Annotated in this window: 19 protein-coding genes and 1 pseudogene; 6 read left to right on the top strand and 14 right to left on the bottom strand. The window is 34.3% G+C overall.

What is annotated here, in order from left to right; genetic code table 11:
• The first annotated feature begins 62 nt into the window (after positions 1-62).
• Positions 63-782, top strand: coding sequence for a hypothetical protein (locus tag ACQKCJ_RS01135; RefSeq protein WP_271333962.1), 720 nt, complete (start codon positions 63-65; stop codon positions 780-782).
• A gap of 212 nt (positions 783-994) precedes the next feature.
• Here the strand turns inward: ACQKCJ_RS01135 and ACQKCJ_RS01130 are convergent, their stop codons facing one another.
• The 5 genes from ACQKCJ_RS01130 to ACQKCJ_RS01110 all read right to left on the bottom strand — a co-directional run bounded on the left by ACQKCJ_RS01130 (position 995) and on the right by ACQKCJ_RS01110 (position 6912).
• Complete coding sequence (locus ACQKCJ_RS01130; protein WP_271333961.1) at positions 995-1651, bottom strand: 3-oxoacid CoA-transferase subunit B; 657 nt, start codon at positions 1649-1651, stop codon at positions 995-997.
• Positions 1652-1762: 111 nt separating this feature from the next.
• Positions 1763-2464 (bottom strand): CoA transferase subunit A, encoded by a 702-nt coding sequence (locus tag ACQKCJ_RS01125; RefSeq protein ID WP_271333960.1) that lies wholly within the window; start codon positions 2462-2464, stop codon positions 1763-1765.
• A 306-nt stretch (positions 2465-2770) separates the two neighbouring features.
• Positions 2771-5074, bottom strand: a complete 2304-nt coding sequence (locus ACQKCJ_RS01120; RefSeq protein ID WP_427401183.1) for a penicillin-binding protein 1A — start codon at positions 5072-5074, stop codon at positions 2771-2773.
• Positions 5075-5084: 10 nt separating this feature from the next.
• Positions 5085-5564, bottom strand: a complete 480-nt coding sequence (locus tag ACQKCJ_RS01115; protein ID WP_271333958.1) for a gliding motility lipoprotein GldH — start codon at positions 5562-5564, stop codon at positions 5085-5087.
• The gene (locus ACQKCJ_RS01110) at positions 5548-6912 is read right to left on the bottom strand and encodes a PSP1 domain-containing protein (protein ID WP_271333957.1); all 1365 of its coding nucleotides are present in this window, start codon (positions 6910-6912) and stop codon (positions 5548-5550) included. The genes ACQKCJ_RS01115 and ACQKCJ_RS01110 overlap by 17 nt, the downstream gene beginning before the upstream one ends.
• A 683-nt stretch (positions 6913-7595) precedes the next feature.
• Between ACQKCJ_RS01110 and ACQKCJ_RS01105 the strand changes: the two genes are divergently transcribed.
• The 5 genes from ACQKCJ_RS01105 (at position 7596) to ACQKCJ_RS01085 (ending at position 13534) form a co-directional block, all read left to right on the top strand.
• The gene (locus ACQKCJ_RS01105) at positions 7596-8777 is read left to right on the top strand and encodes an ankyrin repeat domain-containing protein (protein WP_271333956.1); all 1182 of its coding nucleotides are present in this window, start codon (positions 7596-7598) and stop codon (positions 8775-8777) included.
• A gap of 36 nt (positions 8778-8813) precedes the next feature.
• Positions 8814-10154: an ankyrin repeat domain-containing protein gene (locus tag ACQKCJ_RS01100; protein ID WP_427401182.1), complete on the top strand. Its 1341-nt coding sequence runs from the start codon at positions 8814-8816 to the stop codon at positions 10152-10154.
• Between the two features lie 770 nt (positions 10155-10924).
• A complete protein-coding gene (locus tag ACQKCJ_RS01095) occupies positions 10925-11638 on the top strand; it encodes a hypothetical protein (RefSeq protein ID WP_427401181.1) in 714 nt (237 codons plus the stop codon).
• A 24-nt stretch (positions 11639-11662) separates the two neighbouring features.
• Positions 11663-12409 (top strand): hypothetical protein, encoded by a 747-nt coding sequence (locus ACQKCJ_RS01090; protein WP_271333953.1) that lies wholly within the window; start codon positions 11663-11665, stop codon positions 12407-12409.
• Positions 12410-12487: 78 nt separating this feature from the next.
• Positions 12488-13534, top strand: a complete 1047-nt coding sequence (locus ACQKCJ_RS01085) for an XAC2610-related protein (protein WP_271333952.1) — start codon at positions 12488-12490, stop codon at positions 13532-13534.
• 67 nt (positions 13535-13601) lie between these two features.
• Here the strand turns inward: ACQKCJ_RS01085 and ACQKCJ_RS01080 are convergent, their stop codons facing one another.
• From ACQKCJ_RS01080 to ACQKCJ_RS01040, 9 genes and pseudogenes are all read right to left on the bottom strand, one after another.
• Positions 13602-13832, bottom strand: coding sequence for a ferredoxin (locus ACQKCJ_RS01080; RefSeq protein WP_271333951.1), 231 nt, complete (start codon positions 13830-13832; stop codon positions 13602-13604).
• On the bottom strand, positions 13832-15073 hold the full coding sequence (locus tag ACQKCJ_RS01075) for a peptidase U32 family protein (RefSeq protein WP_271333950.1): 1242 nt from the start codon (positions 15071-15073) through the stop codon (positions 13832-13834). The genes ACQKCJ_RS01080 and ACQKCJ_RS01075 overlap by 1 nt, the downstream gene beginning before the upstream one ends.
• Before the next feature lie 328 nt (positions 15074-15401).
• A pseudogene (gene tnpA, locus ACQKCJ_RS01070) lies at positions 15402-15842 on the bottom strand (IS200/IS605 family transposase).
• A gap of 22 nt (positions 15843-15864) precedes the next feature.
• The gene (locus ACQKCJ_RS01065) at positions 15865-17250 is read right to left on the bottom strand and encodes a rhodanese-related sulfurtransferase (RefSeq protein ID WP_427401180.1); all 1386 of its coding nucleotides are present in this window, start codon (positions 17248-17250) and stop codon (positions 15865-15867) included.
• 294 nt (positions 17251-17544) lie between these two features.
• A complete protein-coding gene (locus ACQKCJ_RS01060) occupies positions 17545-17955 on the bottom strand; it encodes a BrxA/BrxB family bacilliredoxin (protein WP_271333947.1) in 411 nt (136 codons plus the stop codon).
• A gap of 264 nt (positions 17956-18219) precedes the next feature.
• Positions 18220-19017, bottom strand: coding sequence for a tetratricopeptide repeat protein (locus tag ACQKCJ_RS01055; protein WP_271333946.1), 798 nt, complete (start codon positions 19015-19017; stop codon positions 18220-18222).
• A 3-nt stretch (positions 19018-19020) separates the two neighbouring features.
• On the bottom strand, positions 19021-20217 hold the full coding sequence (locus ACQKCJ_RS01050) for a lycopene cyclase family protein (RefSeq protein ID WP_427401257.1): 1197 nt from the start codon (positions 20215-20217) through the stop codon (positions 19021-19023).
• 18 nt (positions 20218-20235) lie between these two features.
• On the bottom strand, positions 20236-20697 hold the full coding sequence (locus ACQKCJ_RS01045) for a thioredoxin family protein (RefSeq protein ID WP_271333945.1): 462 nt from the start codon (positions 20695-20697) through the stop codon (positions 20236-20238).
• A 314-nt stretch (positions 20698-21011) separates the two neighbouring features.
• A complete protein-coding gene (locus ACQKCJ_RS01040) occupies positions 21012-23273 on the bottom strand; it encodes a TonB-dependent receptor (RefSeq protein WP_427401179.1) in 2262 nt (753 codons plus the stop codon).
• Positions 23274-23785 lie beyond the last annotated feature (512 nt).

Here is a 23785-nt window from a genome sequence, read left to right as displayed (position 1 = left end):
AAACATCTTAAAGCATTTGTCAATTCGCTTTTCCCAAATTACATTTGTAAAAAAATTTAAAAATGAAAAAATTACCCCTCTTTTTTCTTTTGTTGATTGTCGCAAGTTGTAAAAAAGAAATTGACCCAAACATAAACAATGGCAGTAAAATAGAAACTGAGCTTCCTCAGGTAAAAGTCTTAAAAACAGACACGATTGCCATTTCAGGTTATGACACAAAAACCAATTATATAATAGCTTCATTATTAAAAAAGACAGTAACGAAAGAGGGCAACGAAAATGTTCAATACAGACTTGCTTTTTATACTAATAATAAACAAATTGCTTCTAAAGATCTTACTATTAATGATTGTTTTAAGGATTCTGAATGGAGTGCAAATTATGGTTTATCTCCAGATGATGATTCTTCAGTTTCTCCTTTCATTCAACTTGATTATGGTGTTCAGACTGATGGTTCTTTACAAAAACAATATTTATTTTATCTCGCCGATAAAAAATTACAATTAGTGCATGAATGGGAATCTTCAAGTGATAGCGGAGTAGGTTCCTGGACTGTATTTCTAAATGCGAATCCAAAAAATGAGAAACAAACATTTTATTCCAGAAGTGTTTCTTTTGATTATAAAGATGACAATAATGACACTATAGGAATAGCTACTTATTCAGATACTATAAAAATTTATTTTGAAAACGACCAATGGAAAAAGCAACTACTAACTCCAAAGGGTAAAATTTATAGAAAAAAAGAAGTTTCTATTGATAATTTTGACTTTAAAAAATAATTATAGAAAAGCCCGCAATTAAAACTGCTAGGCTATTTTAGTTACCAGAGTTGCTGTAGAAACTGCTTCGCATGAATCTGCAAAATCACCATGTTGGTTATAATCTATAAAGCAGCATATCTGTCACTGACTAAATTTTTAAAATAATCTATAAATAAAAGCCAGCCTTTTAAAAAGCTGGCCTTAATACATTTTTAAAATAAACTGAGAATTTATTTTATATCCATTTCCGGAATTTCTCCCTCAATAATCAAATCTGCTTCTGTCGAAGCGACGATATGTTGTACAGAAACACCTGGCGCACGTTCTAAGAGCTTAAATCCATTTTTTGTTACTTCGAGAACTGCTAATTCAGTTACAACCTTTTTAACGCATCCTACACCCGTTAATGGCAAAGTACATTTTTTCAAAATTTTAGATTCGCCTGCTTTATTAACATGCATCATGGCCACGATTATATTTTCGGCAGATGCTACCAAATCCATTGCGCCTCCCATTCCTTTTACCATTTTGCCGGGAATTTTCCAGTTGGCAATATCTCCGTTTTCTGAAACTTCCATCGCTCCTAAAATCGTCAAGTCTACTTTTTGACTGCGAATCATCCCGAAACTAAAAGCCGAATCAAAGAAACTCGCACCCGGAAGCGTGGTAATTGTTTGTTTTCCTGCATTGATAACATCCGCGTCTTCTTCTCCCGCAAAAGGAAATGGTCCCATACCCAAAACGCCGTTCTCACTTTGAAACTCAACCGCAATATCTTCTCTGACATAATTCGCAACCAAAGTTGGAATCCCAATACCAAGATTGACAAAATACCTGTCTTTTACTTCTTTTGCAATTCGTTTTGCAATATCTTCTTTTGTTAACATATTTTTGAATGTGTCAATTTTTAAATGTGTCAATGTGCAAATGAGTCAATTAGATAATGCTACATTTCGCACAATCTAATCAATTATCTAATTATCACATTTTCTAATTATCTAATTTTTAACCCTAACAGTTCGTTGTTCGATTCTTTTCTCAAACTTCTCACCCTGAAAAATGCGTTGCACCATAATTCCCGGAATATGAATTTGATTTGGATCTAAAGTTCCAACAGGAACCAATTCTTCAACTTCGGCAATTGTAATTTTTGCAGCTCCGGCCATACAAGCATTGAAGTTTCTTGCAGTTCCTTTAAAAATCAGATTTCCGGCTTCATCACCTTTCCATGCTTTTACAATCGCAAAATCAGCTTTAAATGCTTCTTCCATGATATGCATCTTTCCGTTGAATTCACGGACTTCTTTTCCCTCAGCAACTTCAGTTCCATAACCTGCAGGAGTAAAAAAAGCAGGAATTCCAGCTTGTGCAGCACGACAACGTTCAGCCAAAGTTCCTTGTGGAGTAAGTTCAACTTCTAATTCTCCTGAAAGCATCTGACGTTCGAACTCGGCATTTTCACCAACATAAGACGAAATCATTTTTTTGATTTGTTTTTTCTGCAAAAGCAATCCCAAACCAAAATCATCAACTCCGGCATTATTCGAAATACAGGTTAAATCTGAAATTGTTGTATTTACTAATGCCGCAATAGTATTTTCAGGAATTCCGCACAAACCAAAACCACCAAACATAATAGTCATTCCGCCTTCGATTCCTTCTGTAGCATCCTGAACGTTATTTACTTTTTTTGTAATCATAACAAACTGTCTTTATAACTGTATATTTTTGATAAAAATAAGATTTTTAGATCAAATTATAACGATTTCGTAAAAAATAAATCTACATTTTATTTCATTGTAATTTAACAGCCAACTGCAATTAACCGCAGAGTTCACAATAAAAAATGCAAAGTCCGCAAAGCGTAATTTATTAAATAGCTTTGCGAACTTTGTATAAATCTTAGCGCTCTTTGCGGTAAGATCTTATTCCAAAAAAAATCCTTTTGTTTTCTTCTAAATTACTGAAGATTACAAAAGGATTTTTTATTTTAAAGTGAATTTAAACTACAGTTCGAATTCGTCTGTATTTTGTTCTGTTGCAGTGGTATCTTTTACTTTTGGAGCACTGTAACAATCTACTTTTATCGAAAGATTTGCTGGTCGTTCAAACTCTGATTTCGAAACCTTAAGTCCGGCATCAGCATAACAAAGTTTCATGAAATAACCCCAAATTGGCAATGCTGCAGTTGCACCCTGTCCGTAAGTTAAACTTTTAAAACGTGCTGAACGATCTTCACAACCTACCCAAACTCCAGTTACCAGATTAGGCACCATACCCATAAACCAACCATCAGACTGGTTTTGAGTTGTTCCTGTTTTACCGGCAATAGGATTCCTGAACATATACGGATATCCTGTCCAACGCTTGTCTCCGCTTCCACCTCCTTGCGTACGTAAACGTGCACCAGAACCGGTTTCAGTAACACCTTCTAATAATTTGATTACTGCAAAAGCAATATCTTTATTTAAAACGTCGTGAGATTCAGGAATTGGTTCATAAATAACCTCTCCGCTTTTATTCTCAATACGGCTTAAAAATTGCGGTTTTACATATACTCCCTGATTTGCAAATGTGCTGTAAGCAGCAACCATGTCTTCAACCGTAATATCAACAGCACCAAGTGCAATGGATGGCTGTGCAGGAATTTCAGTTTTCACACCTAATTTATGCGTTAATTCGACAACAGCTTCCGGTCCTACGCGATCTATTAATTTTGCAGAAATGGTATTGATCGAATTTGCCAGACCTTGTTTCAATGTAACCATACCGCGGTATCTGTTATCAGAGTTTCTTGGCTCCCAATCCGCAGTAACATTATGACGCCCTTTATGAATCATAAATGGTCCGTCAAGAATAGAATCGCAAGGAGACATATTCAATTGTTCGATTGCAGTTGCATACACAAACGGTTTAAAAGTAGAACCTACTTGTCTCGCCCCTTGCCCAACGTGATCGTATTGGAAATATTTATAATTGATTCCGCCAACCCATGCCTTAATATTTCCGGTTTGCGGTTCCATAGCCATTAAACCAGATTGCAAAAAGTGTTTAAAATAACGAATAGAATCAAGCGGTGTCATTACTGTATCACGTTCACCTTTCCAGGTAAATACGCGCATTTTTGTTTTTACCTTGAAAGAAGCAATGATATCATCTTCACTTTTATCCATATCTTTCATAATGGCCCAACGCGTAGAATTTTTCATCGCCTGCATCATTACTCGATCCGTTTCTGCCTGAGAAATATTTACAAAAGGCGCATTTTTATTGGTTTTCTGTTCAATAAAAAACTGTTGTTGTAAATTTTTCATATGTTCAGAAACAGCTTCTTCAGCATATGACTGCATTCTTGAATCGATAGTAGTATAAATTTTCAGACCATCTTTGTAGATATCATAATCTGAACCATCAGGTTTTTTATTTTCAGACACCCATTTTTTCATATAATCACGAAGATATTCTCTAAAATACGTAGCTGTTCCTTCGCGGTGACTTTCTAATTTAAATTTTAAGGCAATCGGCAAAGCTTGTAATCTTAATTTCTCAGACTCTGTAATCATTTTGGCTTTTTCCATTTGAGAAAGCACAACGTTACGGCGATTTTTTACTCCTTCAGGATTACGAACCGGATTGTATAAACCTGAATTTTTGAACATACCAACTAACATAGCTGATTCATCCATCGTTAAATCTTTTGGATCTTTAGAGAAATAGGTTTGCGCAGCAGAACTTACTCCAACGGAATAATTTCCAAAATCATATACATTACAATACATCGCCAGAATCTCATTCTTGGTATATTGTCGTTCGAGACGAATGGCAATAATCCATTCTTTTATTTTTTGTACAATCCTGAACGGAAGAAACTTAGATCCTTCTCCGTGAAATAATTGTTTTGCAAGCTGTTGCGTTAATGTACTTGCTCCACCATTAGTTCCTAAACTGAAAACTGCTCTTAAAGTTCCACGTCCGTCAATACCCGAGTGATCATAAAAACGAGCATCTTCAGTAGCAACTAAAGCTTCTACCAAACTTTTTGGCAAATCTGAATACTTAAGTTGAGATCTGTTGGTTTTGAAATATTTACCAATTACTACTCCATCAGACGAAATGATTTCTGTAGCCAAATTAGAATCCGGATTTTCTAAATCTTCAAAAGAAGGCATCGATCCGAATAAACCCCACGAGGCAAATAAAAAGAAAGCTAAAATACCCAATAAGGTATAAGCAAAAATTCTCCAGAATTTCTTTTTATAGTAGTTAATATCCTTATTACTATTAGGTTGATTGTTTTTCTTGATGGCCATAACTATTTTTCTAATCTTTTTGTTCTATTCTAAAACCTACGTCTGTAATACCTTCTAAAGCCTGAACTCCGGGAATTTTTCCTGATTCCCGAACAGCTTGTTTGATATGTACTTTATATTTTCCTTTAAACTTTACATCTTCTTTGTAGTACAGCTTACTTTCTTTTATATCCGTAAAACCATTTCCTAATAAGGTTCCGTCAGGTTTTGCCATTTCATATTCTAAAGTATCTACTTTAGTGAAACCACTAGGTGTTTCAATAGCCACAATTAAAAACAAATTTTTGAACGGATAATTGTTATTATCTCTCAAATTTATAAATAAATTGTATTTTTTGGTGGAATCTAAAACCGGCAGGTCAAAAGTTACAATACTGTCTTTGTTCCAGGCACTTCCAACAGATTTGTACTCATCAAACACTCTTTTTTTATCACAAGAAAAAAGAAGTATTGCTACCAAAAGAAGAATCCCGCTATTTTTTATTCTCATTTTTAGTAATAATTATAGGTTTTCTAGGTTCAGCCGGTTTGTTATCATTCGAATTATTAGCTTTATTCGCTTGATTTGGCTTGTTATTATTCGGTTTGTTCCCTTTATTTGAATTTCCATTTCCTGCCGCAGGTTTATTTTGATTTGGAACTGCCGGCTTGTTTAGATTTGGAACTGCCTGAGGTTTGTTTGGAGTTGCCACAATCGCAGCTTCAGCATTTGGTTTGCGTTTGCGACTTGGTTTTTTCTTTCTTTTTGGCTGGTCAAAACGAGTTAAACTCTCTTGTCCCATTGCGTTATTAAAGTCTTTTTCAGGTTCTGAAACTACTTCAATAGCAAAATCTTCTAGTGAAGAAACTTTATTTTTCTGTTTGTTTTCGGCAATAATTTCTTTTACCTGATCAATTTTTAAAACATGCCAGTTTGCAAAATTATTCGTGTAGGCAAACCACATTAACCCTTTAAAAATATCTTGTTTCTGGCAGATTGCATCTCCTTTTTCGGTCACTAATTTAGTATCGTAATCCGGAAAATCTCTCAATGCATCCATATAAGTATCCAACTCATAATTCAGACAACACTTTAATTTTCCGCATTGTCCGGCTAATTTTTGAGGATTTAGCGAAAGCTGTTGGTAACGTGCTGCAGAAGTATTCACACTTCTAAAATCAGTTAGCCAGGTCGAGCAGCAAAGCTCTCTTCCACAAGAACCTATTCCTCCCAAACGAGCTGCTTCCTGACGGAAACCTACTTGTTTCATTTCGACTCTTGTACTGAATTCTTTTGCAAAATCTTTAATCAAAAGTCTAAAATCGACTCTGTCATTCGCAGTGTAGTAAAATGTAGCTTTAGATCCGTCTCCCTGAAATTCAATATCAGAAATTTTCATTTCAAGTTTATGCTGAATAGCCAATTCACGTGCACGAACTTTCATTGGTTCTTCACGATCACGCGCTACAGACCAGATATCAATATCTTTTTGGGATGCTTTTCTATAAATTTTTGGAATTTCGTTGCTTTCGTGATTTACACCTTTCTTTTTCATTTGAATTTTTACCAATTCACCTGTCAAAGTTACAATCCCTATATCATGTCCTGGCGATGCAACAGTTGCTACAATATCGCCAATACTTAAAGTTAGTTTCTCAGAATTTCTAAAAAATTCTTTACGTCCGTTTTTAAAACGAACCTCAACACAATCAAAAATTGCTTCTCCATTAGACGGACTCATGTTTGCGAGCCAGTCAAAGACCGTCAATTTATTGCAGCTATCGGTGCCGCAAGTCCCATTATTTTTACAACCTTTTGGTGCGCCACCATCTGAGGTTGAACAACTTGTACATGCCATAATTTTATATGTAGTGCTGCAAAAGCAGCTTAAGTTCATAAACGTTTGAATCCGTAAAGATAGTATTTTTTTTAGTTTGCTTTTTTATCGATTATTCTAAAGCTCTGTTAAATAGGTAAACTACTCATTTATAAGGCATAATATTTTTAAGACGTTGTTTAAAATGTCTTATTCTATTACTAATTTGTCGTATCACATTAAACTTCAAGAGCATATTATTAGAACTTTGCGGGTTGCAAAAAAACAATTGAACAGATGGAAAAATATTTTAATAAAGATTATGAAAAACTTCTCGTTCAATCTATTCGTCAACTTTTCAATACAATATACAATCTAGATGTTAAATAGAGTAATAAATGGCACTAAAGGCATTAAATAAAATCAATATATTGTAATAATACAGGAAGTTGCTGACAATCCACTAAACAGCAAATAAGTTTGTGATTTGGCAAATCATTTTTTAAGTAATCAATTTTAATTTGTCTTCTATCTCTCTCTGCGAAGCCTTTTGATTTCGTAGCGACAACGATAACTCGCAACAGGAAAATTGTTTCACAACAACAATAATTAAGCACTACGGCTTTATATTTTACGTTTTAATTTTTACAACTCTTTTTTTATTCCAAAAATTCACGTAAATAATAATTTTAAGTTTTATATTCATTTTCATAATTTTTTTAAACATGTCAACACAAAACAAAATAGGAGAATACATCTTTCAGGAGAACTTCGATGCTGCCAGAGCAGCGCTTAAAAACGGAGAATCGTTTAACGAGCAATATCTTAAAAACAATTTTTCGCAAATAATCACTAAAATTCTTAACGCAAAAGCTATTGATCTAATAGATGCTTTGATAAAAGCGGGTTTTATCGAAACAGATATTTATGAACTGGACAATTTTGACAAATCTATTTTTAGTACTGTTTCCCGGGATTTAAAAGGTGACGAAGAATCTGTTTCATTTTTTAAAGCTCTGATGTCAAAAATGGAAAATATTAATGATGAAGTCAGCGACCAGACTTTATTAGGATATTGCATCGAGAAAGGAGCTGCAGCACCCCTTATTAAAAGTCTAATTGAAGATTCTGGCTGTAATACTCAGTTTAAAAACAATGCGGGAGAAAATTTGATTTACCGTGTTATAAACATTTACGGTTTAGATCCAGAAAAAGGAGCAGCATACATTCGTTTATTAGTGGAAAACGGTCTCGATATTAATGAAAAAAATATCGTTGGTACAACAGCCTTACTTTGTGCGGTAAAAAAGGTCAAAAAAGAATACATTGCATTATTGCTTGATAATGGCGCAGATGCAAATGAAACAGACAACCTCGAGAACAATGCTTTTTATTATGCTGTAGCCGAGCAATCTTCTTATGAAATGTATGATCTTTTGGCTGCTGCTTGTACTGTAAATTTCAATATCATCAACAAAAACGAACGAACGTTATTAACAGAATATATCCGATCGATGTCAGATTCAGAAAGTAGTTTGAAATTTTTAGAACGATTATTATCAGATGGTGCTGATCTTAATTATTGTGCTCAATACTACGGAAAACCAAAATCAGCATTGGATTATATTGCAGAAAAAAACGCCACTATTCTAAAATCTGTATTGGATACTTCATCCATTGACCTCAACGAACAGGACAATGAGGGTAACACATTATTGCATAAAATTTGTGAATACAACGTAAATTATGATGCCGAAACTGCAAAAGAAACGTATAGAAAAGTAAAATTATTATTGGAAAACGGTGCTGATAAAAACATTACGAATGATAAAGACGAAACTGCCCTTATGATTGCTTCGGAAGACAACCTTAAAATAAAAACTGTCGAACTTTTAATGAAATCCTAAGAACAAAATTATATAAAAAAACAACAATATATGTCCATGTCATTTATACTTGCCTGCGAAAACGGCAACAGAAAAATAGCCGAATTACTGCTTCAAAATAAAGAAGTTGATGTAAAATATACCGATGAAAAAGGAAGAACAGCTTTGCATTATGCCGCCCACAGAGGATATCTGGATATCGTGAAACTATTATGCGAAGATGGTGCCGATATCAATTATGAAGATCACGAGGGAGAAACGCCTTTATTCTTCTCCTGTTTGCAAAAACAAAAACAAACTACACTTTATCTCCTGGAAAATGGTGCAAAAATTGAAATAAACGACAAAAGCGGTAACAGTCTTTTGCATTTAACAGTTCAGACTGCACAAGTTGAAATAGCTTCAAAATTATTAGACGCCGGAATAGATGTGGATCTTTTGAACAACAATGGCGAAACACCTCTGTTAATTGCTTCCAGAAAACAAAATCGCGAAATAATACAATTACTTTTAGATAAGGACGCTAATATTAATGCCACTGACAAACAAGGAAATACTCCTTTGATTTTCGCTTGTTACACAAAATCTTTACCAATGGTAACTTTGCTGCTGGACAATGGCGCCGACATTAACCACATGAATCACGCAGGTGAAAATGCACTGCTCAGTGCGTGTTACGAAACCAACAGAATGCTTGCCAAATTATTAGTTGAAAGAGGTGCTAATGTATTTACTTCAAACAGTAGTGGTCATTCACCTGTTTGGTACGCCTGCAGCAACAATCAAAAAGAAATCGTGGGCTTATTTTTAGACAATGGGGTTGATGTAAACTTTAGCAAACCAGTTGCCGAAGATACCTCATCGATGAATGATTACCTGGATTGGGTGATCAGCGCAACGAATATTGCGGTCGATTCTAGTTTTACACTCAACAGCAGTTACAGTTATGGTGGCGAAAGCCTGTTGCATATTGCCACAAAAAAAGGCAATCTGAGTATGGCCAAACTGCTGATCGACGCAGGCGCAAACATCAACATACAAGACGAATCCGGAAATACACCTTTGCATTACAGTGCGGCAAGCGGCAAAAAAGATGTAGTGAAGTATTTACTTGAAAACAACGCCGATGCCACAATCGTAAACGTGAAAGAACAAAAAGCTATTGATTACTCAAATGTAAAAGGATTTAATGAAATTACCGAAATGATTTTGAAAGTTGCGCCATCCGGAACAGTTGTTACTCCAATTAAAACAGTTGCAACAGAAGAAAACAATAGTACAGTAAGTTCTATGGAAGAAAAGAAAAAAGCTTTATTGGATCTTAAGGAACTTTTAGATGCCGGTATTTTAAATACTGAAGAATTTGAGACAGAGAAAAGTAAAATCCTAAAAGGATAAAATTCAGACCTGGCAGGTTTTTAAAATCTGTCAGGTCTAAAAACTTATAGCTTTTTTTTAAGCATATCTTTAAAAAATTTTACAACCTACATTGACAAAGGCGGACTTTCTAATCAAGAATTTATAGATTTTAATAATGATGGTTATTTCGACATCTTGTTTTCTCGTGGAGAACAGAGGGGTGACCATGAACTTTATCTGTATGATTCATTAAATAATACTTTTGTGAAATCTATAGGCTTTGAACGTATCCGTGAGCCTGTTCAACTAAAATCCAATCCTAATTATTGGTATAGCTATTGCCGGGCAGGTTGCGCCGATATCAATTGAACAAGCAAACTATTTACATTCAAAAATTTTGAAAAGGTTGAATTAGGCAATATCTATGGGAAAGGTTGTGATGAAGAAGCAAAATCCCAAAGTATTCAAGTTTATAAGGTGCTTAAAAATGATGAAAATAATTTAAAATTGATAAAAAAACTTCCATATTCAGTCTTACATTGTAATGCAGACAAATGGAATTTCATCGAAGAATATTGGAACAAAAACTATCAAAAATTCAAATAGTACTGAACACAAAATATACGCTGCCTAACATTCAGTTGGATTAGGTCGGGCTAGTTGCGAATTGCACGTTTGCACAGGCCTTCTCTTACTATTTTGAGCTGATAACGAGGTGATGGTACTTTTATAAATAGAGGGTTTTCATAAATGAACTATTTTTATAAAATATAAATTCCACTTAAAAAACATTAAACATTATCCTCATAATGAAACATTTTTTCTCACTTTTATTAGTTGTATTAGCCTTTTCTTACTCACAAGCACAAAATGATTCTATAAAAGTTCTTACTTTTAAAGTCAACTTTCCTGCCGATTCATCAAGCATAGATGATATTGATTTTACTAAAGAAAAACCTGAATGCGAATTTGAATTAAAAGGTGAAATTCCCTTAAAATATTCTTTCCGTTTACAAAATGACTCAATTGCGTCACTTTATCAATTAAAAAACAATGAATTTCAATTTCAGGAAAATATGAGTTATCAACCTTTTCCCTGGAACTTTGATAATGATTTGCTTATTTCAAATTTTAAAATTATCGACTTTGACAATGATGGAGACGAAGATCTACTGTGTTGGGTATTTTCTAATGTAAATACTAATGAATGGACCATTATATTTATTAATGATCAAACACAACAAAAACTCGTAAGGCTCTATAATACAGCTGACGATACTGATATCTGGAACAGACCTGAATTTGACAAAGAAACCAGCACTATAAATACCGAACTTTATGGAAGCGCTTATGGAAGATCTGAAGAAAGCAGTTATCTTTTAAAAACCGATCTTACTATTATACCCATAAAAAAACATTTTCAGCACCGAACAGGAAAACATATGATTGATTACGAATACATTGGAAAAAACGGGAAATGGAAATTAAAGTCTAAAAATAAAGTAAAAGCAGAGAAAGACTAACAGAAACATAACCATTAGACATTTATGAATAAATACTTAATATTTACAACAGCAATTTTAATATTATTAGGAAACGTTAATTGCAGTAAAACAAAAAAAGGACCAGCACAAATTCAGGAAGCCCTTAATGTGGTGGAAGAAGTTCCTGAAAATGAGATTTCAGAAATTGAAATAGGAAAAAATCCTGCAGATTTTGTTCCAAAAGGCTATGTAATCTTTGATACCATTTATGGTGATTTAAATAAAGATAAAATCGAAGACTGTGTTCTAATTATAAAAGGCACTAACAAAAGTGAGATCGTTAAAGACGAATACCGCGGTGAATTAGATCGTAATCGCAGGGGCATTATCGTTCTGTTAAACAAAAATAAAGGTTACGAACTGGCTGTTAAAAACTATGACTGTTTTTCTTCTGAAAATGAAGAAGGCGGTGTTTATTTTGCACCGGAACTAGGCGTTGAAATAACCAAAGGAAAACTTTTTGTACATTATGCCCACGGAAGATACGGCTATTGGAGATATATGTTTAGACTTCAAAATTCAGATCTTGAACTTATTGGCTACGATGCAAGTAGCAATCACGGACCTACAGTTCTTACTGAAACAAGTATAAATTTCTTAACCAGAAAAAAAATAGTAAACGAAAACGCAAACCCGAATATCGATGAACCTGAGATGTTTGAAAAGAAGGAAACAAAAATCAATAAAATAAAACTACTTAAATTATCTGAAATAGAAGATTTTGATAAGCTTGAAGTTTCAGAAGAGTAAAACAATACTTATTAATGAATATCATTTAAGTTGTATCAAAAATAGACTCTAATCTTTAAAGCATTTTCAAAATCAAATATGAAACTAAAAATTTATTTAATAATTTTTCTCTTAACAGCAGTATCTACTTTACACGCACAGAAAGCCTATTTTATTAATGATTTCATGAAAGGCTATACTTTGTACTTTGTGCGGGATACAACCAACTCAGAAATAAAAGAATATTATAAACTTACTGAAAATGAAAGTAAAAAAATAGCACTTGAATATGGTACAAAAGAACTTTCTACGCCACAAATCAACAAAACAGCGAAGACAACAACATTCAAAAGCATATCTAATAAAAATATCAGTGTACTGGGAGATGTGAATTTTGACGGAAGACCCGATATTATCATTTTTTATCCAGAACTTTTTGATGAAGGATGCTATTCACCACAGGCAACAGCAAGTATCTTTATTAATACGCCAGCAGGTTTTGTCCCTAGTCCAAATATAAGCAGTATTTATGATAATACTCATTGTGTGCGAGGCGGTTCATTTGAGATTAATCCTAAATACAAACGAATCATAACATCGAGTTCTGGCGGAGCTGCTCTTCATGGCATCGAACATTTCACCGTTACCGGTAAAGAAGCAAAAATGTTGTCCAGTTATGTAGAAGATGGTTTTGTAGAAGGTCCTTTTTCTCAAATAACAGGAAAGAGATGGGAAAACAACCAATATGTTCCTTTTACTTCTTTGTCGCTCTATGAATCCAGTTTAAATGAAAGAAAACTACTTGCTTTCGACACAAAAAACGGCAAAGGACGTGTGATCTTATTTAAAGCTGATAACATATTGTATTATGCTTTTCAGCAAAACGACGAATATAAATTTGTTTCTTTTGCACATCCGTCCAGTCCGGAAAAAGCCGGTAAAGCAATATTTAAATTCAGGAAACAAAATGCAGATTACGAATTGGAGTTTAATAGCGGCAACATAAAATACCTCATCTATGAAACACCTAACGCAGTTGGTATTAAAATTAATGTAAACGGAAAAATATCAGATTGGCAAGGTATGGATAAAGAAGGAACTTTGTCTTCTTTGACAAATGCTAAATTTGTAAATCTTGTTAAATAATAGTCAATCTAAAAAGATAAAAGAGCCACAAATTGTGGCTCTTTTTATTTATAATCAGGAAAATAATCTAAGTCTCCTTAACCGTAATAATCTTCACCGGACAAGCCTTCGCAGCCAATTCACAACTTTCGACAATTGTGTGATTGGGAGATTTTAAAGTAAAAAAGCCTTTCGCATCTTTCGAATGAATCAAAACCGATTTGCCGTCTTTTTTAGACATTTGAAAATGAACCGGATCCATTTCGACGCAATAATTACAGCCAATGCATTTGTCTCTTTGTAAAGTGATGATAACCATTACGCCTCCACTATTTTATATAATTTATCAGACATTCTTATTCTGAAAGGCAATTTAAAAGTACAATCGTCACCTTTTGTAGCCTTTTCAGAAACCAAATCATTTACCATCATTTCATCAATAATCATTTCCTGCGCTCCTGTACTTGGACCGGTAACTAAAATTCTATCTCCAATCTTAATATCGTAAGCTTCAATTTTGAATTGTCCAACTTCAGCTTTTGGGAAATAATGCGTTCCCTTGCCTACATAGACTTTCTTTTGCGTCGCCGCAGAACCTGGAATATCACTCCATTCTCCTAATTCCTGACCCAGATAATACCCTGACCAAAAACCACGATTATAAACTGTATTCAAAGCTTCCATCCAAACAAAAACCTTTTCTTTAGAGAACGTTTTTTCGTAATACGAATCTATAGCTTCACGATACGTTTTGATAACCGTTGCTACATATTCCGGCGCACGGCCACGGCCTTCGATTTTCAGCACCTGAATTCCAGAATCGATTACCTGATCTAAAAAATCAAGCGTACATAAATCTTTAGGCGACATCAGGTATTCATTATCAACTTCAATCTCAAAACCAGTTTCCTGATCGATAACGGTATATTTTTTTCGGCAGTTTTGCTTGCACGCTCCACGATTTGCAGATGAATTATGTGAATGTAAACTCAAATAACATTTACCTGAAACCGCCATACACAAGGCACCGTGACCAAAAATTTCGATTTCGACTAAATTGCCGTTTGGACCTTTTATCTCTTCTTTCTCTATTTGATCAGTAATACTTTTTACCTGACGCAAACTCAGTTCACGGCTTAAAACCATAGTATCAGCAAATAAACTGTAGAATTTTATGGTCTCAATGTTCGTTACATTCAATTGGGTCGAAATATGAACTTCCATTCCAATTGTTCTTGCCATTGCAATCACAGCTTGGTCAGAGGCAATTACAGCTGTAATATTCGCTTCTTTGGCTTTATTCAACAATGTCCTTACAACAGATAAGTCGTGATCGTAAATGATCGTATTTAAAGTCAGATAACTTCTAACTTTTTTGGCTTCACAACGATTGGCGATTTCCTGCAAATCATCCATAGTAAAATTTACTGTCGAACGCGCGCGCATATTAAGTTGTTCTACTCCAAAATAAATAGAATCAGCGCCATTATCGAGCGCTGCCTGAAGTGAATCAAAGCTCCCTGCGGGAGCCATCAATTCAATTTTGTTATTTGTTGTCATTTTTATTTGTATTGTTTCCAATAGTTAAAACTATTGGTTATTTTTTTCAATTATATAGTCCCTATTTTATGGTGTCCAAACGGTTGAAACATCGGTACGCATCATTGAGCATTTTATATCGCCTCCAAACGGTTGAAACCGTTCACTATGTTTCGAGATACATTTTCTAAATATTTTTAGACATAGCCCGAGGTTTTAACCTTGAGGACGCAAAGTAGAGCATCCCTTACCCCATCCAAACGGTTGAAACCGTTCGCTATGTTTTAAATACATTTCTTAACGTTTTGTCACATACCCCGGGGTTTTAACCTTGGGGACGCAACGTCAATCATTTTGTATTATTTCCCAGTTTATGCAATTTTACAAATTCATCAAATTCATCTTGTCCATTGATCTTAAGATGATGTTGTTTTTGATTTTTTATATAATTATACACAACCTCTCACTGAGATTCGCTGACTGAATAAGCCGCAAATCCCGTTTGCCAGGCAAATTTTTCAAGGATAAAATCCCCACTATTTATAAAATGCGAAGAACTTCCTTTTATTTGCTTTAAAAGGTCTGAGATAGTTTTTTGTGGATTTTGTAAAAATAAAACATGCACATGATCCGGCATTCCATTAATGATTCTAACGGGACATCCTTGTTCAATTAATTCCTCTCGGATATAATCATACAATTTTTCCTCAATTGAATAATCAATTAATTCCTGACGGTTTTTGGTTGCCCAAATTGCATGAATCCATAATTTGGTAAACGAATTCGACATGTAAATTAGCTTAAAATTTCAGCTAATTTACAATTTTATACAACTTATCTGACAAACGAATACGAAATGGAACTTCAAAAGTAACTCGATCTCCAATTTTAGCAGTAGTGGCATCTGCATCGTTGACAATCATTTTATCTAAAACCAATTCCTGATTACCTGTAGTAGGCCCGGAAATTAAGATTTTATCACCAGAATTTAATTCGTGGTTTTCTAAAGTAAAAAGACCAACTTGTGCTTTTACATAATAATGTTCCGCTTTACCAAGAAGTACTTTTTTGACTTTTATTTTTTGGCGAATATCGGCAGGCTTTTGCTTCGCCTGTTCGCTTAAGCTCGGGTCGACTGTAGCCAATGAATTATCTGATAATTCCCCTGAATGTTTGAATTTTAGATTTTCAGATTTTCCTTTTCTAAAAACTTTGTTTCCAACCTGTTTTCCGGTTCTTAAACGAACTTGGTCAACCAAAGGCATGTGTATAACATCAAGACATTCTGTAGAACAGCAGTTTTCCATTGCAGCTTTACATTCGTCACATTGAATAAATAACAAATGACAGCCGTCATTTTCGCAATTGGTGTGATTGTCACAAGGTTTTCCACATTGGTGGCATTGAGAGATAATATCTTCAGTAATTCTTTCGCCAAGACGATTATCAAATACAAAGTTTTTCCCAATAAATTTGCTTTCTAAACCTTCTGCCTCAATTTGTTTGGCGTAATTAATGATTCCGCCTTCTAATTGAAAAACATTTTTAAAGCCCTGGTGTTTAAAATAAGCACTCGCTTTTTCGCAACGAATTCCACCGGTGCAATACATCACCAGATTTTTATCATCTTTATGGTTCTGAAGCTGATCGTTGATTATAGGCAAACTCTCTCTAAACGTTTCAACGTCTGGAGTAATAGCGCCTTTAAAATGTCCTACTTCACTTTCGTAGTGATTTCTAAAATCTACTACAATCGTATTGGGATCATCAAGGATTTCATTAAATTCTTTGGCTTTCAAGTGAACGCCTATATCGGTTACATCAAAAGTTTCGTCGTTCAAACCGTCAGCGACGATTTTATCACGAACTTTAATAGTCAATTTTAAAAACGAATGATCATCGTGTTCTACCGCTTCATTCAATCGTATACCTTTCATGAAATCATAAACTTCAAGAGTAGTTCTAAAAGCCTCCAAATTTTCTTCCGGAATACTCATCTGAGCATTTATTCCTTCGTTGGCAACATAAATTCGGCCTAAAGCATCAAGCTTATTCCAGGCTACAAATAAATCATCGCGAAATTTTTTGGGATCTTGAATTTTGGCATACGCATAGAAAGACAACGTTAGTCGTTGTTTACCGGCATCATCGATCATGATGGCTCTTTCTTCTGCGCTTAAAGTGTTGTACAGTTGCATGCTATAAACAGTTTTTAAGTTTAGAAATTATTTTTTGAGGTGCAAAAGTACGGAAAAAGGTTCGAAGTTGCAAAGGTTCCTAGGCACAAAGGTCCTGAGACGCTAAGTTGCTTAAGGTTCTAAGTTGAAAAACTAAAATTCTTAGTATTTCTGATTTTTAGCCCAGATGGGAGTGGCATCCTTTTGGGCCGGTGTTCGGCACAAAAGATATAACGGACAGCTGGATTAGCTTCAAATAAAAAAGACTGCCTAAATAGACAGTCTTTAATATAACTTAGAACCTCAGCAACTTAATTAACAATACTCGTTAAACGCATCTTGCAAGTTCTCAGCGATTAATTCTGCTGGGCGACCTTCGATGTGGTGACGCTCTAACATGTGAACCAACTCTCCGTTTTTGAACAAAGCCATAGATGGCGATGATGGAGGAAAAGGGAACATATGTTGTCTTGCAGCATCAACAGCTTCTTTGTCAACACCTGCGAAAACCGTGATTAAGTGATCTGGTTTTTTAGCTCCTTCTAAACTCATTTTTGCTCCCGGACGTGCATTTCTTGCAGCACAACCACAAACAGAGTTTACAACAACTAAAGTGGTACCTTCGGCTTTGATAGCATTATCTACAGCGTCAGCACTATGTAAATCTTGAAAACCTGCAGTTGTCAATTCAGCTTGCATTGGTTTTACCATTTCTTCTGGATACATATCTCTTTATTTTTAAATTTTACTTTTGATCTGCAAAGTTACAAAGTTTACTCGCAACTAGTTAATTTCAGGTATAAAGTTTTGTTATAGTTGAATTGATATTTTATGGTATGAGAAATGGCCCGCAGATTTGGCGGATTTTGGCTGATAAATGCAGGTTATTTTAAATTTCTACAAATATTTTAGATAGAAAACACCTTAAATATTCTGCTAAATCTGCCTGAAACAAAAAAAGTATAACCTAGTTTTAATTTATAATTGATGTTATTTCGTAAATTTATTTTGGTAGGGATAGGTTTCGTAGATTGTATTGTCTTCATTGATAGAAAATCCCTTTGCAGCGTCTTCCCGCGCTATTCCTACCAAAGCAATTACTTCTTCTTTAGATTTCCCCTGTTTAAGCAAGCAAAAGGCTTTGTAATATTTAGCATCTGAGAATTCGGGATAAATTTTTATTGCTTTATCAAAAATAGCTATTGCTTCATCCCATTTTTTAAGTTCATATTTAGCAATTCCCTGATAAAAATAAGCAGTTGGATGTTCTAATTTTTGCCTGTTTTTATAAATATCATTTACATAATCATCAAAAAGTTTTTCTGCTTTTGTGTACTCATTCAATTGCAAATAACAAAGTCCCATATAAAAACCATAAGTATGATCCATCCTATAACCGTTTCCATAGAGTTTAATACATTCTTCTAAATCTTTGATAGCATCTTTATAGTTTCTTGAGAAAATACATTTCATAAAACCTCTGTAAGGCAACCATTCTTGTTTGTCGTACAAAACAGCCTTATCCAGATATTGCATTCCAACTTCGTATTTTTTGCATTTAAAATAAGGCATTGCTTTTTGCTGCCATAAATAAGCAACGGTACTGTCTTTTTTAAGACCCTGATCAAGACAATCCTGCCACGCGGTCATTTCAAAAACATAGTTATGTTTCTCTGCACAATTGGTTAGAAATTCTTCAACAATTGCATCGTGGTTTTTGTTTGTAGAAACTTGTCCAAAAGATAAAAGAGTAAAAAAGAGACTAAATCCTAAAGTAATATTTTTCAAAGGTTATTGCTTTTTGTTAAAATTATTTGAAAGAAAAATCACTCTAAATAACGCCTTTATAAATGGCATTTTAGGACACTTTAAAATAACTTTAACATCTTGAGGCAAAGAGGTTTCTTCATCCAGAAATTTAAAAATTAAAGCTGGGTTTCCTTTTTTGAACATGGATGAAAAAATAGCACTTCCTAACTCATTATGACGATACAGAATATCTAAAAGCAATAAATCATAAAACCAAAATTTGTTTTTCTTGTAAAACATTGTCATCGTGAGCGGAATCGAAGGACTTCTATCTATTAGAAAATCAACTAATTTTGAAGATTTTTTATCTGAATTTTTAAAAGTATAACCCGTACTTGCTTTTGTCCATCCGCCGGCAGTTCCTATATTCAGGACTCGTTTTGTATTCTTTTTCCAAAAAGGAAAACACGTCATTGGAATACTCCCTTGCTCCTTCTCAATAATTTGATATTGATCAGCTCCGAGATTTCGCAAGTAAATTTGAATCTCGTTTTCGTATTCTTCTTTTGGCAGAAGATCTTCAGAAAAGAGTGTATATTCTATTAAAGCTTCGGTTTTAGAAATAGGCAAAACATACATAAAACGTGTGTTCCCCCTTTGTTCAACCGAAAAATCCATGAAAGTCGCTTGTTCCGAATTGAAAATTTCCTCTTCGGTTTTTACAAACCAACCTATAAAATGTTGTTGCAAAACCGGATATTTGGTTTGACTTAAAGCAAAAGCTTTGGTGTAAATACTATTGAATAAATAATCGCAGGTATATCTGTTTTCATCTGTACCCACAAAAACATGGGTTTCGAGTTCATTGATATCGGTTACTTTTTCGTTTAAAAAAGTAATGTTTTGATGTTTTGAAATCGCTGTAAAAACAAAATTATAGAAATCTAATCCTCGTATTTGATTGTATTGATAAGGTTTCAACGCTAAATCACGTTTGAAATCTTCATTGGCAAAAAGAGCCAAATCCCATTTTTTAAAGATGATAGAATTCCAAAGCGTTTCATCTTTTGCCCAAAAACACCATGTTCTGTCATTGGTTTTCTTCGAATCTTCGTCTAACAATAAAATTAATTTATCACTGAATTTTCCAGACATTACCATTTTATAAACGGTCATCAAAGCAGATAAACCTGATCCTGTAAAAATGTAGTCGAAGTGTTTGATTTGTGAAGATTGCATTCTCAAAAATAACAAATTTTATTCTTCCAATTTTTCTAAAAGTAGTTTAAAATCCTTTGAATTAAGATAGTTGTTGTATTGTAGGAGAATCTCCTTCTTTTCATTCAAAACACATAAAACCGGATATACGATTTGATTCTTGATCGTTCCTAATTGCAAGGCCAATTCATGAACACCAACATTGTTCCCCGAAGGTTTGTATTTAAAAATCTGATTATTAAAATTAATATCTCGTTTTTCCTCTGCATTCAAATCCACAAAATAAAAATCCGAATTCAGTTTATCAATGATTTCCTGATTTTTGAAAGTCGTTTGTTTCATTCGTTGGCAAAAGTGACACCAATTGGTATGAATAAAAACGATTATTTTCTTCTTTTGAATCTGCTGCAAACTATCCACTTCCTCAAAAGAATGTTGCTTTAACTGGCAAAATCCTGTTGAAGTTATAGCTAAGAAGATTATAAGTAATAGCTTTTTCATTTGTTTTGTTTGTTTTGCCACAGATTGGAAAGATTAAAAATGATTTTATTTTTAATACTGGAAAAAAGTTTGCCACGAATCACACTAATTTACACTAATTAAATTCGTGATAATTCGTGCAATTCGTGGCAAAAAAAACTTCCTTCATTTTAAATGATACAAACTCGACTGTCATCCTGAGCGGAGTCGAAGGCTTGTAAGTTGGAGCGGGCTTCGACTCCGCTCAGCCTGACAGATGTTTATCAACAATTTTAAAAATATGAATCAGCGAAAACCTGTTTAATCCGTCTAATCTGTGTGCCATCATTAATAACTTATCTCAAAGTATATCGCAACCCAAAAAAACCACGAATCTTTTGGTTTTGCCCGTAGACATAAGTTGTATCAAAAGTCAAACCGTACGGATTGTCAGGCGTTACCAAAACTTTTCCGGCTGCATCATATTGTACATTTTTATCGAAAGGATCATTGGTTCTCGAAATCAAAAACGGATTATTTCGTTTTGGCGTGAAGTTCAATAGATTCTTTACTCCGCCATACAATTCAAAATTCTTCCAGCCAAAATATGTAAACTGAATATTCTGAATACTATACCACGGCGAGTTTGGATCTCTTGGATCTAAATCGCTCAATAAAGGCAATTTCATTGGGCTGTATACATTCCCGGTATAATCCAATGATAAATTCCACGGTTCTATCTTATAAGAAATACTCCAGGTTCCCGTGAATTTTTCAGTTAGAAAAGGTCTTTCTGAAATTCCGTCCAGAACATTTTTATTATCTAAAACTGTGGCTCCAAGAATAAATTTTAATCCGTTTGTGAGGTTCAAATCAACGTTAGTACTAATTCCCTGGCTAATGGCATAACCATTGATGTTATCGTAAATGATTTTATTGGGATCCGTTTCATAATCGGATATAATTTTATTGCTGAAGCGTGTATAAAAAACCGTTGTTTCTATTCCTATAAAAGTTCCGTTTGTAAAGTTTATTTTCTGAATGTAATTCAGGTTTGCATTTACAGATCGTTCCGGTTTCAGATCGCTTTTAATCACCACATCCCTGGAACCTGTAAGCGCCGCGTGATCTTCGGTAAATAAATTGACAACACGAAATCCGGTTCCCGCATTCAAACGAAAAATAGTATTGTCATTCGCTTTCCATCGATATGCAACTCTAGGCGTATAAATCGAACCGTGAATCGAATTATAATCATAACGCATTCCTAACAAAACCTGACTTTTTGGAGACAGCGTAATTTCGTCCTGAACAAAAATTCCCGGCAACCACGTACTTTCCGGTTCTTTTGTGGCAGTTGTATTATCGTCGTAATACGAATATCGAGTGGCAATTCCTGCAAGAAAATCATTTCGACCAATTTTTTTATCCCAGGTCAATTGCAGGAAACCTATTTTTTGATTGGCGATATACGATGTTGTTCCGTAACGACTGTCCTGATAATGCACATTTCCGGAGAACGAAAGCATTAGTTTTTCTTCGAATGGCAATTGATAACTTCCTATTAACTCTCCTCTTTTGGTATAAATACTTTCGCCATAAATTTCATCGCCACCTCGGTATTTTTTCTCCCAACGCACGTCGCCTCCCCAACGGTCTTCATACATTCCGCGTGCTGCGATGCTAAACAAACGGTTATTTTCTCTTTGAAAATTCCATTTATTAAAAACCGAAATTCTTTGCGAAAGTGTAACATCAGTAAAACCATCCCTGTCTTTATCGACAACCTGATTGTAATCGAAATAATTGATTCCCAAAAGTGTTGTTGATTTTTTAGTCGGGCTGAATTTCATTCCCAAATCGACATTGGTTTCCAGATACGAAGTCGTAAAAACATCCGCAGAAAACAAAGGCGCGTTGGTTGGGTTCTTGGTAATAATGTTGATCAAACCTCCAACCGCTTCACTTCCATAAAGAGACGATGCCGGGCCTTTTACAATTTCGATTCTTTCGACCAAAGAATTAGGGATTCCGGATAATCCATAAACGGTTGAAAGGCTACTCACGATTGGCATTCCGTCTATCAAAACCAAAGTATACGGACCTTCTAAACCGTTGATATGAATATCTCCCGTGTTGCAAACGCCACAATTGAGCTGTGGCCGAACGCCATTGATGTTTTGAAGTGCTTCATAAATACTTGGCGTTGGATTCTTCTTGAAGAAAACCGGCGAATAAACCTCAACCGGAACAGCACTTTCTAATCTTCTTACCGCTTTTAAAGTCCCCGAAACTACCACTTCGTTCAGTTGATTTTCGTTATCCGTTAATTCAAAGTCATAGGACTGAATAGAATCTTCAATAACTTCTATTTTCTTCCTTATTGTCTGGAAACCTATTTGAGAAACTTGTAACGTATAACTGCCAACTGCAACATTTTCTAATTTATAAAACCCTAAACTATCGGTAACCGTTTTATGTTTTGTTCCTGTTAACTGAACATTTACCAACTGTAATTTATGCCGCTCGCCTGAGATAAATCCTGAAATATTAGAAGTTTCCTGAGCGAACGAAATTTGCAAACCAAATAAAAGCAATATCAAAAATAGTTTTTTCATTCTTATAAAATTAAATTTAGACAAAACTAAAAATTAAATTTGACAAATAATGTTTCTAAAGTAAAAAACTTTTAAATGTGTTTTAATTCAATACTTTGGAGTTATTTTTAACATATAAAAACATAGGTTTTATAGTTTCTTTTTCAAGCAGTAAAAGAAAGCTCGCTTTCTTCGCATAGTCTATGTGAATTAATGCAAAGTTGAAATGCCTTTTTAAGCGGTTGCAATAGCTATGTTATCAAAGGTTTAATGTGCCGTTAGGCACTAAATATTGGTAGTCATTAATTCACAATTAGTTTAGCGTGCCGTAGGTACGCAACAGCTATCGTTTTGTTGCGTACCTACGGCACGCTTCAATTATATTTCAATTCCTGTTTTCTACCGGTATTTAGTGCCTAACGGCACAAAAAAAAGAAATTTCAAACATTGATTTATATAGTTTCTTTATGTTTTAAAAACCGAACGTTCTTTGCATAGCCCCTAGCTCCAGCTAGGGGAACAAGATTGAATAA

The organism is Flavobacterium sp. NPDC079362 (assembly GCF_050267765.1).
Classification (GTDB): domain Bacteria; phylum Bacteroidota; class Bacteroidia; order Flavobacteriales; family Flavobacteriaceae; genus Flavobacterium; species Flavobacterium azizsancarii.
This window is presented reverse-complemented; position numbering and strand designations above follow the sequence as displayed.